Genomic DNA, 24,532 nt, shown 5'->3' on the forward strand with positions numbered 1-24,532 from the left:
TTAAGGCTTAGGCATGATCAATCAACAGGTTGACCGGAATCTCCTTGAGTACCGCGCTGAGCAACAGCTCCTTTGAGGCTGTGACTGCGCTGCCGGCAAAAAGTCCCGAGCAATTGGCAGGTGACAGGGCAAACGGCAATAGCAGCCGGGTGTTGTCCCAGGTCTGCGCCGGGATCAACGGGATCGGGGTATCAGCAAGCAAGCCACAGGCCAGGCGTGGCACGACGACAATTGCGCGCGCGTTGTCAGTGACCCGGGCAAACGCCAGCACTTGAGCGGCGTGTCTACCTTGCACCTGCAGCGGTAGGTAGCGGCCTTGGGCAAACAGCTCGGGATAGGCTTGGCGACGCTCCAGCACCTGGTTGATCAGTGCCTGCTTGATCCTGCCGTCGCGCCACTGCTGAAGCAGCTGCGCAGTGTGGGTGCTTTCGTCCAGCGCTTGGCGACGCGTGGTGAAGTCCACGGCGCGGCGATTGTCCGGATCGACCAGGCTAAAGTCCCAGAATTCATTGCCCTGGTAGAGGTCGGGCAGGCCCGGCACGGTCATGCGCAACAGGCACTGACCCAGGCTGTTCAGCGCGCCAGCGCAGGCAATGGACTGCGCCGCCTGGGCCAGCGAATGGCGCAGTTGCTGGTTTTGCGCGTCTTGTAGCAGGCTTTGAATGAAGGCCTGGCACGCTTGCTCATAGGCTTCGTTGGGGGCGCTCCAGCTGCTGTGCAATTTGGCTTCACGCAAAGCCTTGCGCTGCCATTGCTGCAAGCGCTCAAGGTAAGTCTGCACGGCCACCGGGTCATGTTCTTCAAGGTCCAGTGGCCAACTGCCCAACAAGGTTTGGTAGAACATCCATTCGTCACCTGGTGCCGGTGCCACGCCGTCGCTTAACGCGGTGCGCAGCGGCGTGGCCAGTTCACGCCAGTGTTCGACCCGACTGACGAACCAGCGGCTGCGTTCACTCAACACCGCCAGGCGTGCGCGATTGTCTTCGCCGCGCTTGTGATCATGAGTCGCGGTGCACAACAGGTTATGTGGGAATTGTTGCAGACGTTGCTCACATGCCTGGTGGAAGGCCTCGAGCGGTGCGCTGAAACACTCAGCATCAAAACCTACATCATTGCGTGAGAGCAGTAGGGCTGAGCGGTAGAAGGCGGTGTCTTCGACTGCTTTGGCGGCCGCTGGCGCCGTCAGTTGCTGGAAGCGGATGCAGGCATGGCGCAGGTGCTTGCGTGCGCGCCCAGGGGGCAAACTGCGCCAGGGTTGCCCGCCGAGCCAGTGCTGCAACCAGTCAAGCACCGGCCAGTCGCCTTCGCCCAGGCTTTGCCGGGCAGCGCTGTAGGCCTGTTGAAAAAAACCTTCATCCTGCTCAGGCCTACCGGCCGCATTCAGGTAGGTGCGATACACCGGATAATGCTCGACCAGCGCTTGCAACGCCCGACGAATCGCACCGAGGGTCAGGTCGCGGCTCATCAGGTCATCGCGGGCGACCTGCAGCAGGGCTTGGGCCACCGACTCAAAATCACCCGCCAGGCTGGCGTTGAGCACTTGCTGGCGGGCCAGGCGTACTTCTTCGGCAAAGGCCGGGCGTTCGCTCAAGCTGCTCCAGGCCTCGGCCAGCAATGCTTCGCCAGCCGGATCGTGTTGCAGCAAGCTGACCTGGTTCATGAACTCATAGCCGGTGGTGCCGTCCACGCCCCAGTCGCGATGTAGCTGCTCGTCGGCAGCCAGGATTTTCTCGACGTAGATCGGCAGGTGTTCCAGTGCGGCATTCAACGGGCGTTCTGCCAGCAGAGCATCGACGCGCCGCCGTAGTTTGCGGCAATAACCCCGCGGATCGGCCAGGCCATCGATGTGGTCGATACGCAGGCCATCCACCAGGCCCTGGCGAATCAGGGCGAAAATCTTCTCGTGGGTGGCTTCGAACACCTCGCTGCGCTCAACGCGCAAGCCCGCCAATTCGTTGATGTCGAAGAAACGTCGCCAGTTGATGTCATCGGCTGCAGTGCGCCAGCTGGCCAGACGGTAAGCTTGGCGTTCGAGCAGGCTGTGCAGGCGCTGGAAGCCTTCGCTGCTGCGCCCGTCATAGGCCAGAAGCAGATCGTCGACGGGGATGCGCTCGGCCAGCGCAACCAGTTCTTGCTGCAACAGCGGCGCTTTGTCAGCCGCTGGATTGGCACTGTGCAAGGCTGCGAAACGCATGCCCAGGGCTTGGACTTCAGTGTCCCCACACAGGCACAGGATCTGCCCGTAGTCGGTGGGGCTGATGGGAAAGCGGTGTTCGTGATGGGCAACATGAAAACTGCCATCGCGGGCCTGAAAGCGCAGCACCAGGTCCCCGGATTGCAACACCGTCCCGTAGTCGCTGGCGAGGAACGGCAGCAGCAACTGACCTTCCAGCAAGGGGTCGGTTGAGTGCCACTGGATATCGAAGAAGCTGGCGTAGCGGCTGCGTCGGCCCCAGGTCAACAGGTCCTGCCACCAGGGGTTGTCACTGCCGACAGCCATATGGTTGGAGACGATGTCGAGGATCAGGCCCATACCATGCGCGCGCAATGCGCCAACCAGCCTGACCAATGCGGCTTCGCCGCCAAGCTCTGGATTGACCTGAGTTGGGTCAATAACGTCATAGCCGTGCACCGAACCGGGGCGGGCGCTGAGCAGCGGTGAGGCGTACAGGTGGCTGATGCCCAGGCGGGCGAAGTAGGGCACCAGGGGCAGCGCATCGTCCAAGGTGAAACCGGCATGAAACTGCAAGCGCAAGGTGGCGCTCAAGGGCTTCATCGGTCGCGCTCCCAGGCTTGCTCGCGAGCTTGTGCCAGCAGTTCAAGGCGCCTGGCGGCATCGGCATCGTCCAGCAGCGCAGTGGCCGCCAAGCTGAAGCGTCGGCGCCAGTTGGGGTGGCTATCAAGGGTGCCGGGCAGATTGGGTTGTTCGTCGATCCCCAACAGGTCCTCCAGGGGGATCAGCACCAAAGGCGCACGGGTATGCCCAAGGTAACGGATACAGGCGTCGACCAGTTGTTCGCTGTCGGCCAGCTCGCCGTAGTTGCGTTCTAGGCAGTGCTGCAAGCCTTGACGCTCTTGCTGACGGCTGTCGCGCCAGTGTCGTTCGGTGCTGGCATCAATCAGCGAAAGGCGCTGCTGCCAGTCGATATCGCGGCTCTGCAGCCAGCCGGCCAAGGGCGGCAGATCGTGGGTGCTGGGAGTGGCCAGGGCGTTGTCCGGCCAGTCGAGGATGGGCTTGAAATGGCCCGGCGGGTCTTGCTCGAACTGCAACACGCGCATACCCAATATGGCACGTTGAGCGAGTTTTTCCCGCAGGCCTTCGGGCACGGTGCCCAGGTCTTCACCGAGGACAATCGCGCGATGACGCACTGACTCCAGGCACAGCAGGCGCAGCAGGTCGTCAAACGGGTAGTTGAGGTACGCGCCGTCACTGGCCTGTGCCCCCAGTGGAATCAGCCACAGACGCTGCAGGCCCATGACGTGATCGATGCGCAAGCCCCCGGCATGGGCTAAGTTGGCCCGCAGCATTTCGATGAAAGCGCGGTAGCCGTTACGCCGCAGGCCCTCGGGAGAAAAGGCGCAGATGCCCCAGTTCTGCCCGGCGCGGTTAAGGATGTCAGGCGGTGCGCCGACGTTGAGGTCCCAGAGCAACTCATCCTGACGGCTCCAGGCCTGACTGCCGGCACCATCGGCACCGACAGCCAGGTCAGCGATCAGGCCGATGGCCATGCCGTGGCTGCGGGCGGCGTCCTGAGCGCGCTGCAAGCTGCGTTCGATCAGCCATTGGCAGAAGGCATGAAACTGGATCTGTTGCCGATGTTGCGCTGCAAAGGCGGCCACCTGAGCGCTGTGCGGGTCGTGCCAGGCGTCAGGCCATTGCCGCCAGTCCTGGCCCAGGCCGCGCTCCTGAGCTTCGCCGAGCAGTGTTTCGAACCGGCAGTGTTGTTCCAGGGCGTCGCCGGCCTGGGTGCAGTAGCTGTCGAAATCGGCGCGCAAGGGGTGGTCGCCATCGACGAAGTCTTCGAACAGCACTTGCAGTAATTGGTAGCGTGCCGCGCCTGCCTCGGGCCAATCGATCAGTGGCCGTTGCTCGAGGTCCTGAAGTTTATCTTCCAGGCCCAATGTCTCGATCGCCACACGCACGGCGCGCTCGCCGAGCAACAGGGTAGGGCTGGCGTACAGGCTGTTGAGCCATAGGCGGCTGGACGGAGAGTAGGGGCTGTAGCGCTGGGGATCGTTGGCGAACATGGCGTGCAACGGGCTGATGGCCAGAGCGTCGGCACCCCGCTCGCCAGCACTGCGGGCCAGTTGCTCCAGGGCCAGGCAATCACCGAAACCGCCATCACCGTTACGGCGCAGGCTGTAGAGCTGGGCGCTGATCCCCCAGCAGCGCGGAGTGGGCGTATCGAGAGCGTCGTTAAGGTTGAAGCAGCGTGTCGGGGCAACGGCCAGGGTAAAGTACCGATCGCCGATTTCCACCTGGTGGTAGCCAATCGGCAGGCCGGGTGGCAACGTAGCGTGGGCGTCCAGTTGCAGCTGCTGGAGGGCGCCATTTTCCAATTTCACCTGGCACGGACTTGCTGCGGGAAAGTACGCGGACAAATCCAGCACCTGCTGCTCATCGACCGTGAACAGTGGCGGCAAGTGCCGGGCATCATGGGCAGTCTGCAGTGCGAGCAGGCTGGCGGCAATCTGTTGGGTATCATCTGCCGGGTGGCCAAGAGCAGCCAATACCCGACGCATGTTGGCATCACTGACGCGTTGCGCCCGGCCGTTGGCGTCAGTCCAATCCACGGCGATGCCCGCCAGGTCGGCAAGTTGCTCAAGCAGAGGTTCAGTCATGGGCATGCTCCGGCGGTTGAGAAGGTAGCAGGCTGACCAAGGTGCACATAGGTGCCAACTGATCGCGGCCTGGCACTGGGTCTGTGCTACAGAAAAGCCGCGTCGAAGGCAGCGGCAGCATGCACGGCACTGCGCCAGTACCAAGATTCATATCGATGCGCAGTACGCGTCCGTCGCCCAACTGCCAGTGCGCCGTCAGTGCTTTGTCAGTGATGATGTGGGTACCCAGGGCGCGACAACCAGGCAGGTGCGCGCTGATGTGCTTTTGGCGCAGTTGCAACAGTTCGCAGTACAACGACTGCCACTGGTGCTGACGACCTTCGCTCGCTTGTGGGCGTGAGGCACTATAGGTGGCGAGCGCGTTAGGATCGGGAATCGCTGCCCTTTGGCCAGGGTCGGCGAAGGCTTTGAACCCGGCGAATTCGGCACGTCGACCCTCACGCACAGCATTGGCCAGCTCATCGTGATGGTCGGTAAAAAACAGGAACGGCTGCTCACTGCCCCATTCCTCGCCCATGAACAGCAACGGGATCATCGGTGATAGCAACAGCAGGGTAACAGCTGCTCGCAGCGCTGGCGGCGGGCACAGTTGCGTCAAGCGTTCACCCAAGGCGCGGTTGCCGACCTGGTCATGGTTCTGCAGGAACAGCACGAAGGCGCTGGGCGGCAAGTGTGCACTGGGGGTGCCGCGCGGGCGGCCATGGCGATCAGGTTCGCCCTGGAAGACAAACCCTTGACTCAGGCAACGGGCAAGTTTGTCGATCGCCTTGGGGTGGAAGTCGGCGTAATAACCTTCTTGTTCATCGGTGAGCAGCACATGCAGGGCATTGTGGCCATCGTCATTCCATTGCCCGTCAAACGCATCCGCCAGCAGCTCGGCCTGGTTGTGCTCGTTTTCTAGCACCAGCCACACTTGACGCCCTGGGGCGATCGACTGGCGCACGCGTCGGCTGAACGCGGTAAGAAAATCCGCATCATTGATGGCGTGCACAGCGTCCAGGCGCAAGCCGTCGACGCGATAGTCGTGTAGCCACATCAGGGCATTTTCAATAAAGAAGTCGCGTACCTGGCGGCGGCGAAAGTCGATGGCGGCACCCCAGGGGGTATGCCGGTCCTGGCGGAAAAAGCCACTGGCATACTGGCTCAGGTAGTTGCCGTCCGGACCGAAGTGGTTGTAGACCACATCCACCAGCACCATCAGGCCATGACCATGGGCTTGATCAATCAGTTGGCGCAGTTGTTCCGGTGTGCCGTAGCTGTGCTGCGGGGCGAAAGGCATGACTCCGTCGTAGCCCCAATTGCGTTCACCGGGGCATTGCCCCAATGGCATCAGCTCGATGGCCGTCACCCCCAGAGCCGCCAGCCGCGGTAATTGCTGTATCAGCGGGGCAAAACCGCCCATCAGGCCTACGTGCAACTCGTAGATCACGGCTTCATGCCAGGGGCGGCCTTGCCAATGCCTGTGCTCCCAGCTAAACGCTGCAGGGTCGATGATCTGACTGGGGCCCTGCACGCCCTCGGGTTGAAAGCGTGAGGCCGGGTCGGCAACTTCAAGGTGGCCATCGATGCAGAAGCGGTATCGGCTGCCGGCAACAACGGCCAGCGTGGCACTGAACCAGCCGTCGCGACCCGCTTGCAATGCCAGGCGCTGCCCGGACTCCAACAGCACCTCGACGCTATGGGCATCAGGTGCCCACAGGGCGAAGCGTACGGTGTTGCTGTCGAGCATCACCGCCCCGTGGGTCGCGAGCTGATCTGACCTCAAGGGCATAGCTGACACCTCAACCTCAGCGGGCCATGACTTGGGAACGCTCGACCAGTTCCTCATAAAGACGCGCATAAGGTTCAACGGCCTGGCACCAGTTGAACGGTTGGGTCATGGCCAGGCAGCGCATGGCGTTGAGCAGGTTTTTTTTGCCATAGACATAAAACGCCCGGCTCAAGGCTTCGCGGTAGCTGTCGACGCTGGATTCGTCGAACAAAAAGCCCGTTACGCCATTGTCGATGGTGTCGGCCAACCCGCCGGTATTGCGCGCTACCGGCAATGAGCCGAAGCGCTGTGCGTACATCTGGCTCAGGCCGCAGGGCTCGTAGCGTGAAGGCATCAGCAAGAAGTCACTGCCGGCGAACATGCGCCGGGCATCGGTTTCATTGAAGCCGATGCGTACGCCGATCTGCCCGGGATGGCGTAGCGCCAGATCGCGCATGGCGTGTTCTTCTTCCGGCTCGCCGCGGCCGATGATTGCGATCTGCCCGCCCTGGCTGACGATGTAGTCGGCAACCCCCAGAGTCAGGTCCAAGCCCTTCTGATAGACCAGGCGCGACACCACGGCAAACAACGGCCCGGTGGACGGCTCGAGCTGGAACAACTCGCGGACCTGGCGACTGTTGGCCGCCTTGCCCTCCCAGTCATTGAGGCTGAAGGGGTGGGTCAGGTGTGGGTCGCTGGCCGAATCCCAGCTTTCGTCAATGCCATTGGGGATACCGCTGAGCAAGCCTTGTTGGGCTTTGCTGCCGAGAAAGCCATCCAGGCCGCAGCCGAAGGCCGGTGTGGTGATTTCCCGGGCGTAGGTGGCGCTGACCGTGGTGATATGGCTGGAGTAGGCAAGACCGGCCTTGAGGAACGACAGTTTGCCGTAGAACTCCATGCCTTCCTGTTGCAGGGCATGGTCGGGAATGGCCAGTTCCGGGCAGCAGGCGCGACTGACCACGCCCTGGTAGGCCAGGTTGTGAATGGTGAACAAGGTCGGTGTTTTCAGGCCGCGCCAATGCATGTAGGCGGGTGCTAGGCCCGCTGGCCAGTCGTGGGCATGGACCAGGTCAGGTTTCCAGTGAACCATGCCTTCGCCCGCAGCGATCTCGGCAGCGGCCAGGCCCAAGCGGGCGAAACGGATGTGATTGTCCGGCCAGTCGCGGCCGTTGTTGGCACCATAGGGAGTGCCTTCGCGCTGGTACAGCTCCGGGCAGATCAGTACATAGATAACCAGGCCGTCGGGCAGGTCCATGCGGCCAATCTTGCAGGGCGGCAGGGCGGCATGGCCGCCCAGCTCCCCGACCAGGTGAATGGGGTTTTCACTCTCCAGAACCTGCGGATAACCAGGAATCAATACACGTACGTCGTGCAGATGGCGCATCGCCCGCGGCAGGGCGGCGGAAACGTCTCCCAAACCGCCGGTCTTGACCAGATCAGCGATTTCCGAAGTGACGAACAATACTCTGCGCTTGTGCGGATTGTGTCGGGAATCGGTGCCGGGTGCCTTGGCTGTCGTGCTGAAGTCCGTGGCCAGCGGCACACGGTTGTCCGGGTTGAAATGCTCTACATGAGGTTCGACAGCGGCACTGATCATACTTCTCTCCGTCCCTATGTTGCGGGTGTAGCCACCCATTTTGTTGTGTGTCTTAACGGCATCTCTCTGTGAATGAAACTGCGTTGCAATCCATGCGCCGAAACCTTGCGCGCAAGCGCTACGCTAATCGGCGTTCCGACCGACGGCGTGGTAACTAGTTGGGGTGGGTGGGCCGCGCCTGGATAGCCAGAAACGTGGGCCTCCTTCTTTGCTGACCTACTGCGATTTCAGAAAGTTCGACTTTTTTTAGTCGATTTTTCCAGACAATCTCGTGGCCGAATACTGAGTGTAGGAGAGATAACGGAAGAGATGTGACCCGTCGGTCACTTTTGTTGCGCGCTGCCCGATAACGGTGCATCACCGTGGGCTGCGGTCGAGGAAGTCGCGCGTCAGCAGGGCTGCTGACGCGAGGGGCGGGAGGGCAACTCCCGGCTTAAGCGGGAGTGGCGGGCGTGCCGGCCTGGGCTTGCTGCAATTGCAGGCTAAGCTTGGCCACCTGTTGCTGGAGCTGGTCGCGTTCTTCGCGCAAACGGCGCAATTCGTCCCGGTGAACCGTCACGTAGAGGGTCTGGGGCGGCATTTTCGGTAGAAGGGTTGCCATTGCACACCTCGTGAAGGGCTGGTCTTTGTTACAAGCGTAGCTGCTCGATCGGGCGGGATTCTGAATTCTTTTTTCTGTCATTGGAACTTTTTTGTTTCTCGCTGTCTTGCCGCTCGTCGATGAACCAAGCCCGCGCAGGCTGGACTAACCTTGAAGGCCTGAACGGTCAGTTTTCATTTCAACGGGAGCATCGGCACATGCAACTGGGAATCGTCGGGCTGGGCCGCATGGGCGGCAATATTGCAAGGCGCTTGATGCGCGACGGCCACCGCACGGTGGTTCACGACCGCGAGCGCAAAGCTGTGGAAACCTTGGTGGCGCAAGGCGCGCAGGGCGCCCATGACCTTGGCGCCCTGGTTGGCAAACTGGAAAAACCGCGAGCAGTCTGGGTGATGTTGCCAGCCGGCGAGCCCACCGAGCAGACCATCGCGCAACTGGCCGACCTGCTCGATGCTGACGATGTGATCATCGATGGTGGCAACACCTTCTATAAAGATGACATCCGCCGCGCCACCGATTTGGGCAAACGCCAGCTGCACTATATCGATGTGGGCACTTCCGGTGGGGTCTGGGGCTTGGAGCGTGGTTACTGCATGATGATCGGCGGCGAAAAGACCGTGGTCGATCGGCTTGATCCATTGTTCGCGAGCCTGGCCCCCGGCGTCGGTGTGATCCCGCGTACCCGTGGGCGTCAGGGTGCCCCCGAGCGTGCCGAACAAGGTTATATCCACGCCGGGCCGGCGGGTGCCGGGCACTATGTGAAGATGATTCACAACGGTATCGAGTACGGCTTGATGCAGGCGTATGCCGAAGGCTTCGACATCCTCAAGAGCAAGGGCAGCGATGCCTTGCCGGTGGAGCAGCGCTTCGATCTCAACCTGGCGGAAATCGCCGAAGTCTGGCGCCGTGGCAGCGTGGTCACCTCCTGGTTGCTGGACCTGACCGCCGATGCCCTGGTGGTTGATCCGCAGCTCAAGCAATACAGCGGCTCAGTGGCCGACAGTGGCGAAGGGCGTTGGACCATTGACGCCGCAGTAGAGCAGGCAGTGCCGGTGCCGGTGCTGTCCAGTGCGTTGTTCGCGCGCTTTCGTTCACGCCAGCAGCAGGGCACTTATGCTGACCGGATGCTGTCGGCCATGCGCTTTGGTTTTGGTGGCCATGTCGAGAAGAAAGCCGAATGAGTAATGCACAAGTCGAAGCCGCACCCCCTTGCACCCTGTTCCTGTTTGGCGCTAATGGCGATCTGGTCAAGCGTCTATTGATGCCGGCCCTGTACAACCTCAGTCGCGACGGGCTGCTGGATAAAAACCTGCGCATCGTTGGCGTGGACCATAACAGCGCCACCGACGCCGAGTTTGCCGAGCGCCTGGAGGCGTTCATGCGCGAGCGCGACAAGGCCAGTGAAGGTGCCGACAAATGCCTGGACGACAAGCTCTGGAGTCGTCTGGCCAAGCGAATCGGTTACCTGACCGGCGACTTTCTCGACGACGCCACCTACCAGGCCATTGCCCGGCGTATCGAAAAGAACCCCAGCAGCAATGCGGTGTTTTACCTGGCCACTTCACCGCGTTTTTTCAGCGAAGTAGTACAGCGCCTGGGCGCTGCCGGGTTGCTGGATGAAAGCAGCGGCTTTCGCCGTGTGGTGGTGGAAAAACCCTTTGGTTCGGACCTGGCCAGCGCCGAGGCGCTCAATGCCTGCCTGCTCAAAGTCATGAACGAAAAGCAGATCTATCGCATCGACCATTACCTGGGCAAGGAGACGGTGCAGAACATCCTGGTCAGTCGTTTTTCCAACGGTCTGTTCGAGGCCTTCTGGAACAACCATTACATCGATCATGTGCAGATCACTGCGGCGGAAACCGTTGGCGTGGAGAGCCGCGGGGCGTTTTATGACCACACCGGTGCCTTGCGCGACATGGTGCCCAACCACCTGTTCCAGCTGCTGGCGATGGTTGCCATGGAACCGCCTGCGGCGTTTGGTGCAGATGCCGTGCGCAGTGAAAAGGCCAAGGTAATCGGTGCCATCCGGCCCTGGTCGAAGACCATGGCCCTGAAGAACTCGGTGCGCGGGCAATACACCGCCGGCAAGCTGGGCCGCAAGAAACTGCCGGGGTACCGGCAAGAGCCACGGGTCGACCCGCACAGCCAGACTGAAACCTATGTGGCCCTGAAGGTGATGATCGACAATTGGCGTTGGGTGGGTGTGCCGTTCTACTTGCGCACCGGCAAGCGCATGAGTGTGCGTGACACCGAAATCGCCATCTGCTTCAAGCCGGCGCCCTACGCGCAGTTTCGTGACACCGAGGTCGAAAAACTCAAACCCAACTACCTGAAGATTCAGATCCAGCCCAACGAAGGTATGTGGTTCGACCTGCAAGCCAAACGGCCAGGGCCAGCGCTGGCCATGGAGAACGTCGAGCTGGGGTTCGCCTACAAAGACTTCTTCAAGATGCAACCGTCCACCGGTTACGAGACCTTGATCTACGACTGCCTGACCGGTGACCAGACCCTGTTTCAGCGTGCCGACAACATCGAGAACGGCTGGCGTGCGGTGCAACCGTTTCTCGATGCCTGGAAAGAGGCGGGAGAGGTACAGCCCTATGCCGCCGGAGAAGACGGTCCGGCGGCCGCCGACGAGTTACTGGGGCGTGACCGGCGGGTGTGGCACAGCATTGGTTGAACACGCATGAGGAGGGCGGATGCCTGGCTTGATCGAAGACTATGCGCTGATCGGCAACTGCCGCAGCGCCGCCCTGGTAGGGCGTGACGGTTCACTGGACTGGTTGTGCCTGCCCAGGTTCGATTCACCGGCGGTGTTCGCCGCCTTGCTTGGGGATGAGGAAAACGGGCGCTGGCGCCTGGCGCCGAGCGATGAGGTGGAGCAGGTCAGCCGTGAGTACCTGCACGACACCTTGATCCTGCGGACCACCTTTGTCACTGCCAGCGGCCGCGCCCGGGTCACCGACTGCATGCCCCTGGGTGATCACAACACGGTGCTGCGTGTGGTTGAAGGGCTCGAAGGCCAGGTGGCGTTCGCCATGGACCTGGTCATGCGTTTTGACTACGGCAGCAGTGTGCCCTGGGTGGAAAAGAGCGAGCCGCAGGTGCTGACCGCCGTGGTCGGGCCGGATCGCCTGGTCCTGCGCAGCGAAGTGGCAAGCCACTTCCATGATCACCATGTGGGCAGTCGTTTTGCTGTCGAGTCGGGCCAAAAGGTGGTGTTCAGCCTCACCCATCAAGCCTCGCACCTGCCAGTACCGCCAGCCTTTGCCATGGAAAAGGCTTTGCAAGACACCGCCCAACAGTGGCAAATCTTCGCCGGGCGCTGTCCTGATGTGGGGCCTTGGACGGCGCAGGTAAAACGTTCGTTGCTCACCCTCAAGGCCATGACTTACGCGCCCACGGGCGGCATCGTCGCGGCGGTGACCACCTCCTTGCCGGAACACCTGGGCGGTGAGCGCAACTGGGATTACCGCTACTGCTGGTTGCGCGACGCGACCATGACCTTGCTGGCGTTCATGAACCTGGGGTACTTCGAAGAAGCCCAGGCCTGGCGCGAGTGGTTGTTGCGCTCGGTGGCCGGCAACCCGGAACAGATGCAGATCATGTACGGCCTGGCTGGCGAGCGGCACTTGGCGGAGTACGAATTGCCCTGGCTGGCCGGCTACGAAGGTTCGCTACCGGTAAGGGTCGGCAACGCCGCCGCCTTGCAACACCAGTTGGACATTTACGGCGAGATGGCCGATGCCCTGAGCCAGGCGATTCGCAGCGGCTTGCCGCGCCACCCGCGTAGCGCGGCGATCTCGCGGGTGATCCTGGCGTACCTGGAGACGGTCTGGCGTGAGCCGGATGAAGGCATTTGGGAGGTGCGCGGGGGATGCCAGCACTTCACCCATTCCAAGGTCATGGCCTGGGTGGCCTTCGACCGTGCGGCGAGCGTGAGCGAGACCACCGAGGAAGGCCAGGCCCGAGCCCGGCACTACCGGCAAGTGGCGGCGAAGATTCACCGTGAAGTCTGTGAGCAGGGCTTCAACCCTGAGCTGGGTTGCTTCGTTCAGGCCTATGGTTCGAGCGAGATGGATGCCAGCCTGTTGCAGATCGCCCTGACGGGTTTTCTACCCGCCGACGATCCGCGTTTTCTCGCCACGCTTGAGCAGATCGAAGGTCGATTGCTGCGCAATGGCCTGTTGTTGCGTTATGACACCGACAGCGGTTGCGATGGCTTGACGCCGGGGGAGGGCACGTTTTTGGTCTGCTCGTTCTGGCTGGCAGATGTCTATGTATTACTCGGCCGCGATCAAGACGCACAAGCGCTGTATGCGCGCCTGAGCGGCCTGTGCAATGACGTTGGCCTGCTGGCCGAGCAGTTTGATCCGTTGAGCGGGCGCATGCTCGGTAACTTCCCTCAGGCCTTTAGCCATATCGGCATCATCAACACCGCACTCAATCTGCATCGCGCCCAGTGCCCGGTGCGTGACCGGGCGCAGCATGGGTGAGGTACGCGGCACGATAAGACTAGACCTTGAACGTCGCCATCAGCCCCTGCTGATGATTGGCCAGGCGGTTCAGCGCCTGGCTGATCTGCGCCGACTCCTGCGCCTGGCCAGACAGCGATTCAGTCACATCGCGAATGCTGGCGACGTTACGGTTTACTTCTTCTGCCACCGCGCTTTGCTCTTCCGCTGCCGAGTCGATCTGCAGGTTCATATCGGTGATCACCGCCACCGCATCGCCAATCCGCTGTAGCGCTGGCACCGCCTGTTCGGCCTGGGCGACGCTGCCCTGCGCCTGGCGGTGGCTGCTGTGCATCGAGCCGACCACCTCGCGCGTACCTTGTTGCAAGCCTTCAATGACCACGCGGATCTCATCGACCGAGTCCTGAGTGCGTTTGGCCAGGTTGCGTACTTCATCGGCGACCACGGCAAAACCGCGACCGGCCTCACCAGCACGCGCCGCTTCGATGGCGGCATTCAAGGCCAGCAGGTTGGTCTGCTCTGCGATCGAGCGGATCACTTCAAGTACCGAACCGATCTGTTCGCTACGGCTGGCCAACTGTTGCACCTCTTCCATGCCAGCGGTCATTTCGCAGGCCAATTGCTCAATGGCGCGGGTGGTGGTGCGGATCAGTTCCAGGCCTTCGCGGGTGGCCACGTCCGCCCCGCGAGCAGCCTCGGCCGCTTGTGCGGCATTGCGCGCAACATCCTGGGCGGTGGCGCTCATTTCTTGCGAGGCAGTGGCCACCTGGTCGACTTCGCGGTACTGCTGCTGCATGCCGGCGCTGGTCTGGCTGGCGATGGCTGCCGACTGGTCGGCAGTGCCCCGAGCATCCTGGACCGAGGCTTTGACGTCGGCAATCACCGGTTGCAGCTTGTCTAGGAAGCGATTGAACCAGCCCGTCAGTTCACCCAGTTCATCTTCGCGTGAGTAGTCCAGGCGGCGGGTCAGGTCGCCTTCGCCACTGGCGATGTCTTTGAGCATCGCTGCAACGTTGAGGATCGGCCGGGTCACGCCACGGGCAGTCATCCAGATTACCAGCAGGCCAAGCACCGCAGCGCCCAGGGCCATGAGCAGGCTGGTCAGGTTGGCGCTGTTGTTGTGGGCATCAAGGCGCGCATTGAGTTCGATGGCCGGGGCTTGCAAGACCTGCTCGGGCACTTCCAGCAACACGCTCCAGGGCTGTGCGCCAGGCACTGGGGCGAATGACTGACTGACCTGCAGCATGCCGTTGTCATTGAATTCAGCCGCCTTGCCAGCCCGCATCTGAGTACTCAGGGCGGTGCCTTGCGCACCGAACACGTCTTCGATTTTCTTGCTCAACAGGCTGCCATCACGGCTGTGCCCGGCCAGCAGGCCCGCGGGGCTGACGATGCTGACCTGACCATTGCCGTCGAACAGTTCCTGACGCCCGTCGAGGCTCAGTTGCTGCAGGTTGTCCAGGCTGATGTCCAGGCCTACCACACCAATGACCTTGCCGTCCTGCTTGAGCGGGATGGCAATGCTGGTCATCAGCGGTGTGCGGTCGCCTACGGTGTCGAAGTAGGGGTCGATCACACAGGTTTCACCGGTCTCCAGTGGGCAGGTCAGCCAGCGGTTGTAGGCAAAGCCGTTGGCGCCGAGGCTGGTGTCGGCGAGCATCGATTCGGGCATCGCCTCAGCGTCCAGTTGACCCGGTTGCGGCTGCGACCAATACAGGGAGAAACGCCCGGATTCGTTACTGCCGACATCCGCTTGCTCGATGAACGCGCGGTCTTTGCCATCGAGCGCGTTGGGCAGGAACACCACGTACAGGCCTAGCAACTCAGGGTTATCAGCCAGTGCCGTTTTTGCTTGCGCGGTCAGTAGCTGACGCAGGTTGTCGGCACCTTGCGCCTTGAGCACCGTCATCAGGTGGGCGATGCCGTTGCCATACAGGTAGGCATCCTTGAAATAGCGTTGAATGCGCACGGCCTGCAACTGGGCGTAGGTGTGCAGGCGCAGACGGGCATTCTGGTCGAGCATTTGCGTGTTGGCGCTGTTGACCAGCGCTGCACTGCGGCTGGACTGATACAGCGCGGACCCCATTAGCAGCACCACGATGGCCAGCAGGCAGAGGCCGGCCAGCAGGGTGATCTTCCATTGAATGAGGAGGCGGCGCAGCAACATGGGGACGTCCTTATTGTTGGAGGGTATTGAATGCAAAAGCCCGTCATTAACGACGGGCTGTTTCACGCTGAAGCACTACTCGGCAATGAAGCTCGGTGGCGCAACCTTGAAGGCTTTGGTCAGATACGCCAGATATAACACACCCAGTGCGGCCCACACGCCGCCGAACAACAGCGAGTGCTCATCGAGGTCCAGCCAGAGGATGGCGATGATGCAAAAGCCAATGGTCGGCACCACCAGGTACTTGATCTTGTCCGCCAGGGTCTTGCTGCGGCCTTCGCGCAGGTAGCAGTGCACGATCACCGAAAGGTTGACGAAGCTGAACGCGACCAGGGCGCCGAAGTTGATCACCGAGGTAGCGGTGACCAGGTCGAAGAAGATCGCCGACAGCGAAATGAAACCGACAATAACGATGTTGATCGCCGGGGTTTTCCACCTGCCATGCAGACGGCCGAAGTAGCGGCGTGGAATGACATTGTCGCGGCCCATCACATACAGCAGGCGCGAGACGCTGGCTTGCGAAGCCAGGCCCGAGGCCAGGGTATTGATGAAGGTGCAACAGATGAAGATCGACTGGAACAGCTTGCCACCGACATACAGGGCAATTTCCGGCAGGGCGGCTTCGTGATCCTGGAAGCGCTCCATGGTCGGGAAGAACGACTGGATGTAGAACGACACGATGATGAACACCAGCCCGCCGATCAGCGCGATGAGGAAGATCGCCCGTGGGATGACCTTCTCGGCGTTCTCGGTTTCTTCCGACAGGGTGGTGACCGCGTCGAAGCCCAGGAACGAGAAGCACAGGATGGTGGCGCCGGCGACCAGCGCATTGAAGTGGGTGTCTGCACCGGCAAACGGCAACAGGCTCCAGGTCGTGCCCAGGCCTTCGCCGCTGTGCAGGCCGCGCACGGTCAGGTAGATGAACACGCCGATGATGATCGCCTGGATGGCCACGAACAGGGTGTTGAAGTTAGCTACCAGGTTGATGCTGCGGATGTTGATCAGGCTCATGATCGTCACGAAGCCGACCACCCAGGCCCAGGCCGGTACTTCCGGGAACATTACCGACAAATAGAGTTTGGCCAGCAGGGCATTGACCATCGGCAGCAGCAGGTAGTCAAGCAGTGACGACCAGCCGACCAGAAAGCCGACATGCGGGTTGATCGCCCGGCGGGTGTAGGTGTAGGCCGAGCCGGATTCGGGAAAACGCCGAACCAGTACGCCATAGCTTACGGCGGTAAACAGGATGCCCAGCAGGGCCAGCACGTAGGCACTGGGCACGTGCCCGTCGGTGATGCCGGAGACAATTCCGAAGGTGTCGAACACGGTCATTGGCGCGATGTAGGCCAGGCCGATGATCACCACTTGCCAGAGTTTCAGGGTCTTTTTGAAGTGCGTGTCGGGTACTGCGGCGTGGTTAACAGACATGCTGGCTGCGCTCCTGGGTTCCGAGGGAGCGGGGTGTAGCGGTGAGAACGGGTCCTTTGTTCTGCTGGTAGGGTGCGCGTGAAGAGACTGGCATCATGGATGGCACTTGCCCGTATTTTGTTTGGAATTATTTTTTTGCAGAGATGAGGCAGGGGGAAAATAAGAAGGCGCCTGATGTGTGTCAATTAAATTCTGACAAATTGTTTCAGTGATGTTTCAGATGTTTTTGCTTTGATGGCTCTATCTCACTGCATGCGGTCGATATATGTGTTTTGGTGGATGTCTAATAAAATCGACGCTGTGTCCTTTATCGATGATAGGTAATCGATTTTTATCGGCAAGAATTCGTGTCAGAGCCAATCTTTGGTGGTGGCAATATGCCTTTAGTGTCGCTAGGATCGACACATTTTGAGCAGCGCTCCCTCCAAGGACTTTTCATGGCCAGCGTCAACATCTACCTGCGTGAACACCTCGCCGCCGTCTCCGCGAAAAACATCTCGATCGCCCCTGGCATCGACGACAAGAAGCTCAACAACGCCGTCAAAGCCTTCGGTTACAGCGACAACCCCGGCAACGTTGTCGCCTTGTTCGATAACACCCTGTTCGGCAGCGGCAAGGATGGCCTGTTGTTTACCGGCGAGCAGATGATCTACCGGGCCAGTTTCTCCGACCCTGTAGCGATCAGCTTTGCCGCCATCGCCTCGGTGCAACGGCTGGAAACCTGGGTGGGGAGCAAGAAGGACAAACTTGAACAGTCCCTCGTGGTGGTGCGCGAGGATGGTAGTGAAGTGCTGATCAAAGACTTGCTCGACTGCAACTATGAAGTGCTGGCCACGGTGTTGCAGGGGGTTGTCAGCGACTTCGACGACTTTCAGGAAGAGAAGCAACTGATCCCCATCGATGAGATGCAGGAGTCGGTCAAGGTCGCCTACGTCAAGGCGATCATCAACATGGCCTATGACAACGATGCCGTTATCGATGAGAAGGAGTTCGCCGAAATCCTTTTGCTGATGACGCGCCTGAACCTGAGCAGCGAGTCACGCTTGAGCCTGCGTGCCTACATGACCGCAAGTGGCGAGGTGACACCCCTTGAGGACTTGCTCAGCCTGATCGATAGCCAATGCCCGGCCGGGCAGATCAAGTCCGTGCATATTTCCCTGACCAAGGACTTGATCAACCTGTTCTTCTGCACCGGCGGCACCTCGATCGAGCAGTTCGCTTTTCTGCAGAAGCACCGGGGCCTGCTGCAAGTGAGCGATGGCGAGATCGACCTGGCCGTTGCGGCCATCGTGCATGACCACAATATGCTCAAGGACGATGTCACCGACGACCAATTCGCCAAGGCCATGAAGGTGCTTTCGGCCAAGGCCGCTGCGGTAGGCACACCCTTGGCGGCGGTCTACCTGTCGGGTTCGGTGGTGGGCATGTCCGCCGCAGGCCTGACCTCGGGGCTGGCCACCCTGGGCATGGGTGGCATGCTCGGGCTGTCGAGCATGGCCACCGGCATCGGTGTCGCTGTACTGATCGGCGTGGGCGCCTACACCGGCATCCGCAAGCTCACCGGGGCCAATGAGCTGACTCGCTCCAAGCGCCGCGAACTGATGCTCAATGAAGTCATCAAGCAGACCCAGGCGACGATTTCTCTGCTCATCGAAGACATCAACTACATCACCGTGCGCCTCAACCAGGCGATTACCGCTCACGGTGATCAGGATGCGCAGATCAAAAAGCTGATGAGCCACCTGAGTCAGATGACCAGCGCCGGTACCGTGCTCAACAACAAGGCCAGCGCTACCCAGAGCAGCGCCACCAAACTGCGTTGCGCGCCGTTCCTGGATGAAGGCAAGTTGCGCGTGCTGACTGCCGAGCCGACCAAGGCTGAACTGTTTACCTTCATTCGCGGCTTCTACGAGGAACGTGCCTTTACCTTGGAGAAAGACGGTCAGAAAACTGAGGTCAGCAAGCTTGCAGTCAAGCCTGGGGCTTCACTGCAGGAGTTGGAAAACCTGGCCAAGGCCTTTGAGGCAGTTGGCTATTTCAATGTCGGCGATGTCCTCAAAAGCACGGCGGCCGATGTGGCCGGCAAGGCCAAGGACAAACTCACCGGTCTGTTCTCGTGAGCAACAAACCGCCGCTGCACGATCAGGCCCTGGCAATGCTCGTGCAGAACCACCAGCTCGACGCCGGGCAGGCCCAGCTCGGGCGTCTTGATGGCGCCTTGGAGCAGATGCTCGCCGAGCAACGGCAGAATCAGTTGCAACTGCAGCAGATGCTGGCCCAGGCGCAGGCCATGACCTGTGAAAACCACATCGTCTTCGAAATGGACGCGGACGAGGCGTTGCTGATCGACAGCAGCCTCTACCTGCAGGTTGAAGAGGTCACGCCGGTGCATGCGCAGATTACCGTGCTCGACAGCGTCGAGCGGGCCGACGCCAGCGACTGGCAAGGCTACCTCGATGAGGTGACGGCCTACGCCGCGCGGCATGAACTGGCCGTCGCCGAAGACCCTTTCCAGCACCTGATGAGCACCAGCCAGCGTATCGCCCTGGAAAAACGCATCAAAGACGAGTTTTCCCTTAAAGGGGCAAACTGCGATAAGTACGACTACATGATCGCAGCCACCTGTGGCTTGATCGGTGGTCTGATCGATGTGTTTTTCGTTGGCTTGCCGGGGCAGGGGCCGCTGACGCAGTTCAGCGACGACATGACCGACAAGGCCGTGCAGAAGTTTGCCGCCTGGAACGGCTGGACCGGGCCCAACGAAGGCAAAGACCCTACCGCCAGTGCCATCGGCTTTCTGGAGCGACGCTACAAGGTTAACTACGACCACCGCCACGGTGGGGACGTCGATCATCTGTTCAAGATGAGCACCAAGAACCACCACATCAAGAGCCTGGCCCATTCGCCGGATCTTGTCGGGCTGTTTTTCTCGATCCTCGACCAGTTCACCAGCACGGCGCATTTTGTCGACGGCGGCCAGTTGATCAGCGTCGACACCAAGACCTTCGAGCTCAGGGGCTCGAACCTGGTAACCAAGCTGTTTGCCGCGTTCGCCAACTGGCTTGGCCACCTGTTTTCCGACATGGCCGGCTCGTCTGGGGCAGCGGGGCGGGGCTCGGGTATTCCGATGCCGTTTTTCTCGTTGTTGCAGTTCATCAATGTCGGCGAATTCGGCCAGCACCGTCAGACCTTTGCCACCGTTGCCGTCCAGGTATTCGAACGCGGTTACGATTTACGCCATGGCATGGCGTTGGCGATCCCGGTGCTGGTGACCGAACTGCTGACCCGCTTGATGTGGACGGTCAAACAGCGCTTCTATCACCAGCAACCCTGGTCCGACTGCATCCCCTCGGCGGCCAATCCGGAACTGCGGCGTATGCTGTTGATCGGCCATGGTGCCTTGTGCCTGGTGGACGGCACCGATGCGGCGCTGCGCTCCGGGGGTGACATGATTCAGTTCATGCTGCGCAGCAACCTGGTGGCCTGGGCGCGGTTTGGCACATTGGCGCTCAAAGAGCTCAAGGCTTGGTACCGCCAGGGTGACTTGGATAGCGAGGCGGTGGACGGTTACCTGGAGGCCGAGTACCGACGGCTGCTGGCGGCTTGAAACGGCATGGGCGGCTGATGTCCTGAGTCACGGCATGCCATACACAAACGGATCATCCCCACGGGTTTGCTGATTTTGCGTTTTGCGCGCCGCCTCCGGTGGGCGAACCATTTGCACGCTGAGGCTGCCATCGGCACCGGCATAGACCACGGCGCTGACGCCGCCATCCTTGTAGCTGGCGATGGTCGCCAGGTTGATTTGCACCAGGGCGCTGCTGACACCGGTGTTGCCCAGGCGTCGGCCAATGTCGTAGCCCTCATCGACATTGCCCAGCTCGATACCGTGGCCGTCACTGTTCAGGGCGTGCAGGGCGAGGGTCAAGGCGATTTCGGCGTCGACGTTGTCGGTGCTGTCGTAGAATACCCGCAGCGGTTTTTCGCCCTCCGGCAAGGTTGCCAGGGCCTGCAACCAGCCGGCCTGCAAGGCTTTGGCGCGTAGTGCGGGTTTCAGGCGTTTACCCTGTTCATCGACCATCGACACCTTGATCGGGCGGTGCAGGTAGCCAAGCACGGGGGCGGCGTCGAACTCCTTGAGCTGGTGCTGCGCCCAGCGCACGGGCAGCCAGGGCGAGGGCTCGAAGTAGCCAGGGCCACGGTTGTCCAGGGTGCGTCGGAGGGTGGGGAATTGGGCGTGCCAATAGGTAGTGGGCATGGTGCCGGGACTTACAGGGTTTCTAGCGCCTTTAGCGCGTTCTGCTGCTTCAAACTGTGCTCCGAACTCTCTTGTGTGCTTCCAATAAAACGCCCACAGCTTGCCCAGATCGGTGTTTTTGTTCTGGTTGTTCTCCCGCGAATCGGTGGCATAAGGACGGATGTAACGGTCCACGCGCTCGGAGCGGCTGAGCAGCAAACCGGTCATGCTTTCGAACACGGTGGGAACGACGTGGACGTTCTGCAATCCGGGAGTCCCCGGTACGCGATAGGCGCTGCGGGTAACATCACCATCGCGGCTGAACATAAAGGCTTGAGGGACCTGAGGATTGGCCTCAAAGAAGCCGAACAGGCGCTCGAGCATACCTTGGGCATGGGTCGTGTTCTCGGCCTCTTGCCAGAGAAACAGGGTGACGCCGAGGGTGGCGGCATTGCGTCCACCGAGTATGTAATTGGCGACGCTCATGTCTTCCGATTGCTTGGGTGGGGCGATGGCGAAGGTAGGGATGGGCCAGTAAGCTACGGCGTTGCCTGCCGAATATTTGAATGCAGCGCCAATATTAATCGTTTGTTTGATCTCGCGTGAGCGTGCAGATGCTCTATAGTCCTCTGGATTTTGCGAATAGATCGACATGAAATTGTTATTGGTCTTCTGTATCAGTCGCCAGATCGAAGACTGATGCCAACCATCCACTGCAACCCCTAAACCTCTAATCTCTAAGGCATAAGTCCGTAGGTAGTCGCCCCGTTGCGCCTCATTATCGGCAATCACTTGGGCTTTGTAGGCGGCAAGCTTGGCTTTTTCATGGGCTACGGCATTGGTCCACCAGTGGATCGCGTAGATCAGCCCCAAGGTCCCTACGATGCTGGCGATGCCCCAGCGCACGACGGTACTGAAGTTACCAATGTTCATGTGATCTACCTGTGTCTTGTACCGGGCTAAACCACTTTCACGTTCAACGCCGTATTCGCCAGCGCATGACAACCACACGCCAGCCGATGGCCTTGCAGGACGATTGCCAGGCCATTCAGGCGTCGTTGTGGGTGGCCTTCGACAAAGATGAACTCACCTTGATGAAGCGGGCACCTGGCCCGGTCACCGACCACTGCCGGTGTCTTGCCGTTGAGGCGGTGGGTGCCGGCAAGCTGGCAGAACACCACGCGGCCGCCGCTGCTGGTGGCGTCGCCCAGGCAAATGGGATGGCTCATGTCCTTGGTCCGGGCATGCCATACACAAACGGATCATCCCCACGGGTCTGCTGGTTTTGCGCTTTGCGCACCGCATCCGGTGGGCGAACCATTTGCACGCTGAGGCTGCCATCGGCACCGGCATAGACCACGGCGCTGACGCCGCCATCCTTGTAGCTGGCGATGGTCGCCAGGTTGATTTGCACCAGGGTGCTGCTGACACCGGTGTTGCCCAGGCGTCGGCCAATGTCGTAGCCCTCATCGACATTGCCCAGCTCGATACCGTGGCCGTCACTGTTCAGGGCGTGCAGGGCGAGGGTCAGGGCAATTTCGGCGTCGACGTTGTCGGTGCTGTCGTAGAACACCCGCAGCGGTTTTTCGCCCTCCGGCAAGGTTGCCAGGGCCTGCAACCAGCCGGCCTGCAAAGCTTTGGCGCGTAATGCGGGTTTCAGGCGTTTGCCCTGTTCATCGACCATCGGCACCTTGATCGGGCGGTGCAGGTAGCCAAGCACGGGGGAGGCGTCGAATTCCTTGAGCTGGTGCTGCGCCCAGCGCACGGGCAGCCAGGGCGAGGGCTCGAAGTAGCCAGGGCCACGGTTGTCCAGGGTGCGTCGGAGGGTGGGGAATTGGGCGTGCCAGTAGGCGCTGGACAGGGTCGTCGGGCCCACGAGGATATTGATGCCTTTGGCACGCTCTTTTGCTTCGTACGCTTTCCTGAACAGCGGTGTGTGTTTCCAATAGAACGCCCACAATTTGCCGAGGTCGGTGTTTTTGTTTTGGTTGCTTTCCGATGAGGTGACGGCATAAGGGCGGATGTAGCGGTCGACTCTGTCGGAGCGGCTGAGCAGCAAGCCGGTCATGCTTTCGAACACGCTGGGAACGACGTGGACGTTCTGCAATCCCGGGGTGCCCGGGACGCGATAGCCACTGCGGGTAACATCGCCGTCACTGCTGAACATGAAGGCTTGAGGGACCTCAGGGTTGGTGTCAAAGAACTTAAATACGCGCTCAATCATGTCTTGAGCATGAGTGGTGTTCTCGGCTGCTTGCCAGAGAAACAGCGTGACGCCGAGGGTGGCGGCATTGCGGCCACTGACAATGCTATTGACGACGCCGATGTCGTCAGGTTGTTTGGGTGGGGCGATGGCGAAGGTAGGGATGGGCCAGTAAGCTACGGCGTTGCCTGCCGAGTATTTGAATGCGGCACCAATATTGATCCCTTGGGTGATCTCGCGGGAATCCACCGAGGCCTTGTAGTCCTCTGGATTTTGAGAAAAGATCGACGTGAAATTGTTGTTGGTCTTCTGTATCAGCCGCCAGATCGATGACTGATGCCAAGCATCCACTGCAACCCCTAAACCTCGTATCTCTAAGGCATAAGTTCGCATAAAGTCGGCCCGTTGCGCCTCGTTATCGGCGATCACTTGGGCTTTGTAGGCGGCAAGCTTGGCTTTTTCGTGGGCTACGGCGTTTGACCACCAGTGGACGGCATAGATCAGCGCCAGGGCCCCAACGATGCTGACGAGGCCCCAGCGCACTACGGTACTGAAGTTACCAATGTTCACGTGATCTACCTGTGCCTTGTAATAGATGAACCCGGTGAAGCCAAGCCAGGCCACAGTCAATATGACTAGCGCCCAGAAATAGCCTCGTAGTCGCGGTCTGGTTTGCGGTTTCCGCTGATGCGTTTTCACCGGAACTCTCCTTTTTTAACGGCGCCTGCAAGTAGAGATGGCGGCTCCAGTGACACCAGGTCGGATGAAGGAAACTCGCCTAGGTGGTAGTACAGATGGCTGGCTGTCACCAATGTTTGTGCCTCGATACTCAGACGTGACCAACCTGGGAGAGCGATGACTTTCTTGTAGCGCTCTCCATCCAACTTCCAATCCGCAATCGCCACCAACACCTCGCGCGTGTCCGGATGGGTAAGGCACTTGGCCTGGCCGATGGCAATGTCCATGGCGGTGACCCAACGGTGGTTTTCCGGGCTGCGCAGCATGGCCGAGTGATAGCTGTTGGCGTCCCACTCGTTCGGGTCATCCGGCAGGCGCGCGCGGATTTCGTTGGGCGTCTCTTCGCGTTCGATCCGGTAGTAATCGGGAATGTCGAGCATCGGATTGCCTCGCACCAAGGTCTGGCGCAGGGCCGCAGTCTGGTCGCCGGGAAGCTTTTCTTGGTTCCAGCCATCACGCGCCTTGTCGAGGTTGATCCGGGTGGGGCTGTTGTA

At 60.7% G+C, this 24,532-nt stretch carries 16 protein-coding genes and 1 pseudogene; 5 read left to right on the forward strand and 12 right to left on the reverse strand.

The window, feature by feature from the left end; translation table 11 throughout:
• Nucleotides 1-7: 7 nt before the first annotated feature.
• The 5 genes from ACQRAX_RS16385 to ACQRAX_RS16405 form a co-directional block, all read right to left on the reverse strand.
• The gene (locus tag ACQRAX_RS16385) at nt 8-2,776 is read right to left on the reverse strand and encodes a malto-oligosyltrehalose synthase (RefSeq protein WP_412039396.1); all 2,769 of its coding nucleotides are present in this window, start codon (nt 2,774-2,776) and stop codon (nt 8-10) included.
• Nucleotides 2,773-4,842, reverse strand: coding sequence for a 4-alpha-glucanotransferase (gene malQ, locus ACQRAX_RS16390; RefSeq protein WP_412039395.1), 2,070 nt, complete (start codon nt 4,840-4,842; stop codon nt 2,773-2,775). The genes ACQRAX_RS16385 and malQ overlap by 4 nt, the downstream gene beginning before the upstream one ends.
• Nucleotides 4,835-6,613 carry a malto-oligosyltrehalose trehalohydrolase gene (gene treZ / locus ACQRAX_RS16395; RefSeq protein WP_412039394.1) on the reverse strand — a complete coding sequence of 593 codons (1,779 nt, stop codon included), beginning with the start codon at nt 6,611-6,613 and terminating at the stop codon, nt 4,835-4,837. The genes malQ and treZ overlap by 8 nt, the downstream gene beginning before the upstream one ends.
• Nucleotides 6,614-6,629: 16 nt before the next feature.
• Nucleotides 6,630-8,189 carry a glycogen synthase GlgA gene (gene glgA, locus ACQRAX_RS16400; RefSeq protein ID WP_412039393.1) on the reverse strand — a complete coding sequence of 520 codons (1,560 nt, stop codon included), beginning with the start codon at nt 8,187-8,189 and terminating at the stop codon, nt 6,630-6,632.
• A 433-nt stretch (nt 8,190-8,622) separates the two neighbouring features.
• Nucleotides 8,623-8,790 (reverse strand): DUF6026 family protein, encoded by a 168-nt coding sequence (locus tag ACQRAX_RS16405; RefSeq protein ID WP_412039392.1) that lies wholly within the window; start codon nt 8,788-8,790, stop codon nt 8,623-8,625.
• A gap of 197 nt (nt 8,791-8,987) precedes the next feature.
• Between ACQRAX_RS16405 and gnd the strand changes: the two genes are divergently transcribed.
• From gnd to ACQRAX_RS16420, 3 genes are read left to right on the forward strand one after another with little or no spacing between them, the layout of a single operon-like run.
• Entirely contained in the window at nt 8,988-9,971 is a 984-nt protein-coding gene (gene gnd / locus ACQRAX_RS16410) for a phosphogluconate dehydrogenase (NAD(+)-dependent, decarboxylating) (RefSeq protein ID WP_412039391.1), read from the forward strand.
• Nucleotides 9,968-11,470, forward strand: coding sequence for a glucose-6-phosphate dehydrogenase (zwf, locus tag ACQRAX_RS16415; protein ID WP_412039390.1), 1,503 nt, complete (start codon nt 9,968-9,970; stop codon nt 11,468-11,470). Before gnd ends, zwf begins: the two co-directional genes overlap by 4 nt.
• 19 nt (nt 11,471-11,489) lie before the next feature.
• Nucleotides 11,490-13,286, forward strand: a complete 1,797-nt coding sequence (locus tag ACQRAX_RS16420) for a glycoside hydrolase family 15 protein (RefSeq protein ID WP_412039389.1) — start codon at nt 11,490-11,492, stop codon at nt 13,284-13,286.
• Nucleotides 13,287-13,305: 19 nt separating this feature from the next.
• Here the strand turns inward: ACQRAX_RS16420 and ACQRAX_RS16425 are convergent, their stop codons facing one another.
• From ACQRAX_RS16425 to ACQRAX_RS16435, 3 genes and pseudogenes are all read right to left on the reverse strand, one after another.
• Complete coding sequence (locus ACQRAX_RS16425) at nt 13,306-14,061, reverse strand: methyl-accepting chemotaxis protein (protein ID WP_412039647.1); 756 nt, start codon at nt 14,059-14,061, stop codon at nt 13,306-13,308.
• A gap of 102 nt (nt 14,062-14,163) precedes the next feature.
• A pseudogene (locus ACQRAX_RS16430) lies at nt 14,164-15,432 on the reverse strand (HAMP domain-containing protein); the annotation flags it as partial.
• A 75-nt stretch (nt 15,433-15,507) separates the two neighbouring features.
• A complete protein-coding gene (locus ACQRAX_RS16435; protein ID WP_412039388.1) occupies nt 15,508-16,860 on the reverse strand; it encodes an APC family permease in 1,353 nt (450 codons plus the stop codon).
• A 437-nt stretch (nt 16,861-17,297) separates the two neighbouring features.
• On the opposite strand from ACQRAX_RS16435, the gene ACQRAX_RS16440 reads away from it, so the two are divergent.
• Both ACQRAX_RS16440 and ACQRAX_RS16445 read left to right on the forward strand, forming a co-directional pair.
• Nucleotides 17,298-18,980 (forward strand): hypothetical protein, encoded by a 1,683-nt coding sequence (locus ACQRAX_RS16440; protein WP_412039387.1) that lies wholly within the window; start codon nt 17,298-17,300, stop codon nt 18,978-18,980.
• Nucleotides 18,977-20,467 carry a hypothetical protein gene (locus ACQRAX_RS16445; protein ID WP_412039386.1) on the forward strand — a complete coding sequence of 497 codons (1,491 nt, stop codon included), beginning with the start codon at nt 18,977-18,979 and terminating at the stop codon, nt 20,465-20,467. Before ACQRAX_RS16440 ends, ACQRAX_RS16445 begins: the two co-directional genes overlap by 4 nt.
• A gap of 27 nt (nt 20,468-20,494) precedes the next feature.
• On the opposite strand, the gene ACQRAX_RS16450 is transcribed toward ACQRAX_RS16445, so the two are convergent.
• The 4 genes from ACQRAX_RS16450 to ACQRAX_RS16465 all read right to left on the reverse strand — a co-directional run.
• A complete protein-coding gene (locus ACQRAX_RS16450; RefSeq protein ID WP_412039385.1) occupies nt 20,495-22,108 on the reverse strand; it encodes a type VI lipase adapter Tla3 domain-containing protein in 1,614 nt (537 codons plus the stop codon).
• Nucleotides 22,057-22,326: a PAAR domain-containing protein gene (locus ACQRAX_RS16455; RefSeq protein WP_412039384.1), complete on the reverse strand. Its 270-nt coding sequence runs from the start codon at nt 22,324-22,326 to the stop codon at nt 22,057-22,059. The genes ACQRAX_RS16450 and ACQRAX_RS16455 overlap by 52 nt, the downstream gene beginning before the upstream one ends.
• Entirely contained in the window at nt 22,323-23,999 is a 1,677-nt protein-coding gene (locus ACQRAX_RS16460; protein WP_412039383.1) for a type VI lipase adapter Tla3 domain-containing protein, read from the reverse strand. The genes ACQRAX_RS16455 and ACQRAX_RS16460 overlap by 4 nt, the downstream gene beginning before the upstream one ends.
• A partial coding sequence (locus tag ACQRAX_RS16465) for an effector protein Tle3 domain-containing protein (protein ID WP_427867747.1) occupies nt 23,996-24,532 on the reverse strand: 537 nt, incomplete at its 5' end. The genes ACQRAX_RS16465 and ACQRAX_RS16460, both read right to left, overlap by 4 nt.

Source organism: Pseudomonas sp. UM16, assembly GCF_050312595.1.
GTDB lineage: Bacteria > Pseudomonadota > Gammaproteobacteria > Pseudomonadales > Pseudomonadaceae > Aquipseudomonas.

Excerpts from the sequence above, each read along its gene's own strand:
- glgA (WP_412039393.1), bottom strand. The coding sequence starts at position 8,189 with ATGATCAGTGCCGCTGTCGAACCTCATGTAGAGCATTTCAACCCGGAC.
- ACQRAX_RS16455 (WP_412039384.1), bottom strand. The coding sequence starts at position 22,326 with ATGAGCCATCCCATTTGCCTGGGCGACGCCACCAGCAGCGGCGGCCGC.
- ACQRAX_RS16405 (WP_412039392.1), bottom strand. The coding sequence starts at position 8,790 with ATGGCAACCCTTCTACCGAAAATGCCGCCCCAGACCCTCTACGTGACG.
- ACQRAX_RS16420 (WP_412039389.1), top strand. The coding sequence starts at position 11,490 with ATGCCTGGCTTGATCGAAGACTATGCGCTGATCGGCAACTGCCGCAGC.
- treZ (WP_412039394.1), bottom strand. The coding sequence starts at position 6,613 with ATGCCCTTGAGGTCAGATCAGCTCGCGACCCACGGGGCGGTGATGCTC.
- ACQRAX_RS16425 (WP_412039647.1), bottom strand. The coding sequence starts at position 14,061 with ATGCAGCAGCAGTACCGCGAAGTCGACCAGGTGGCCACTGCCTCGCAA.
- ACQRAX_RS16435 (WP_412039388.1), bottom strand. The coding sequence starts at position 16,860 with ATGTCTGTTAACCACGCCGCAGTACCCGACACGCACTTCAAAAAGACC.
- zwf (WP_412039390.1), top strand. The coding sequence starts at position 9,968 with ATGAGTAATGCACAAGTCGAAGCCGCACCCCCTTGCACCCTGTTCCTG.
- ACQRAX_RS16440 (WP_412039387.1), top strand. The coding sequence starts at position 17,298 with ATGGCCAGCGTCAACATCTACCTGCGTGAACACCTCGCCGCCGTCTCC.
- malQ (WP_412039395.1), bottom strand. The coding sequence starts at position 4,842 with ATGACTGAACCTCTGCTTGAGCAACTTGCCGACCTGGCGGGCATCGCC.
- ACQRAX_RS16385 (WP_412039396.1), bottom strand. The coding sequence starts at position 2,776 with ATGAAGCCCTTGAGCGCCACCTTGCGCTTGCAGTTTCATGCCGGTTTC.
- gnd (WP_412039391.1), top strand. The coding sequence starts at position 8,988 with ATGCAACTGGGAATCGTCGGGCTGGGCCGCATGGGCGGCAATATTGCA.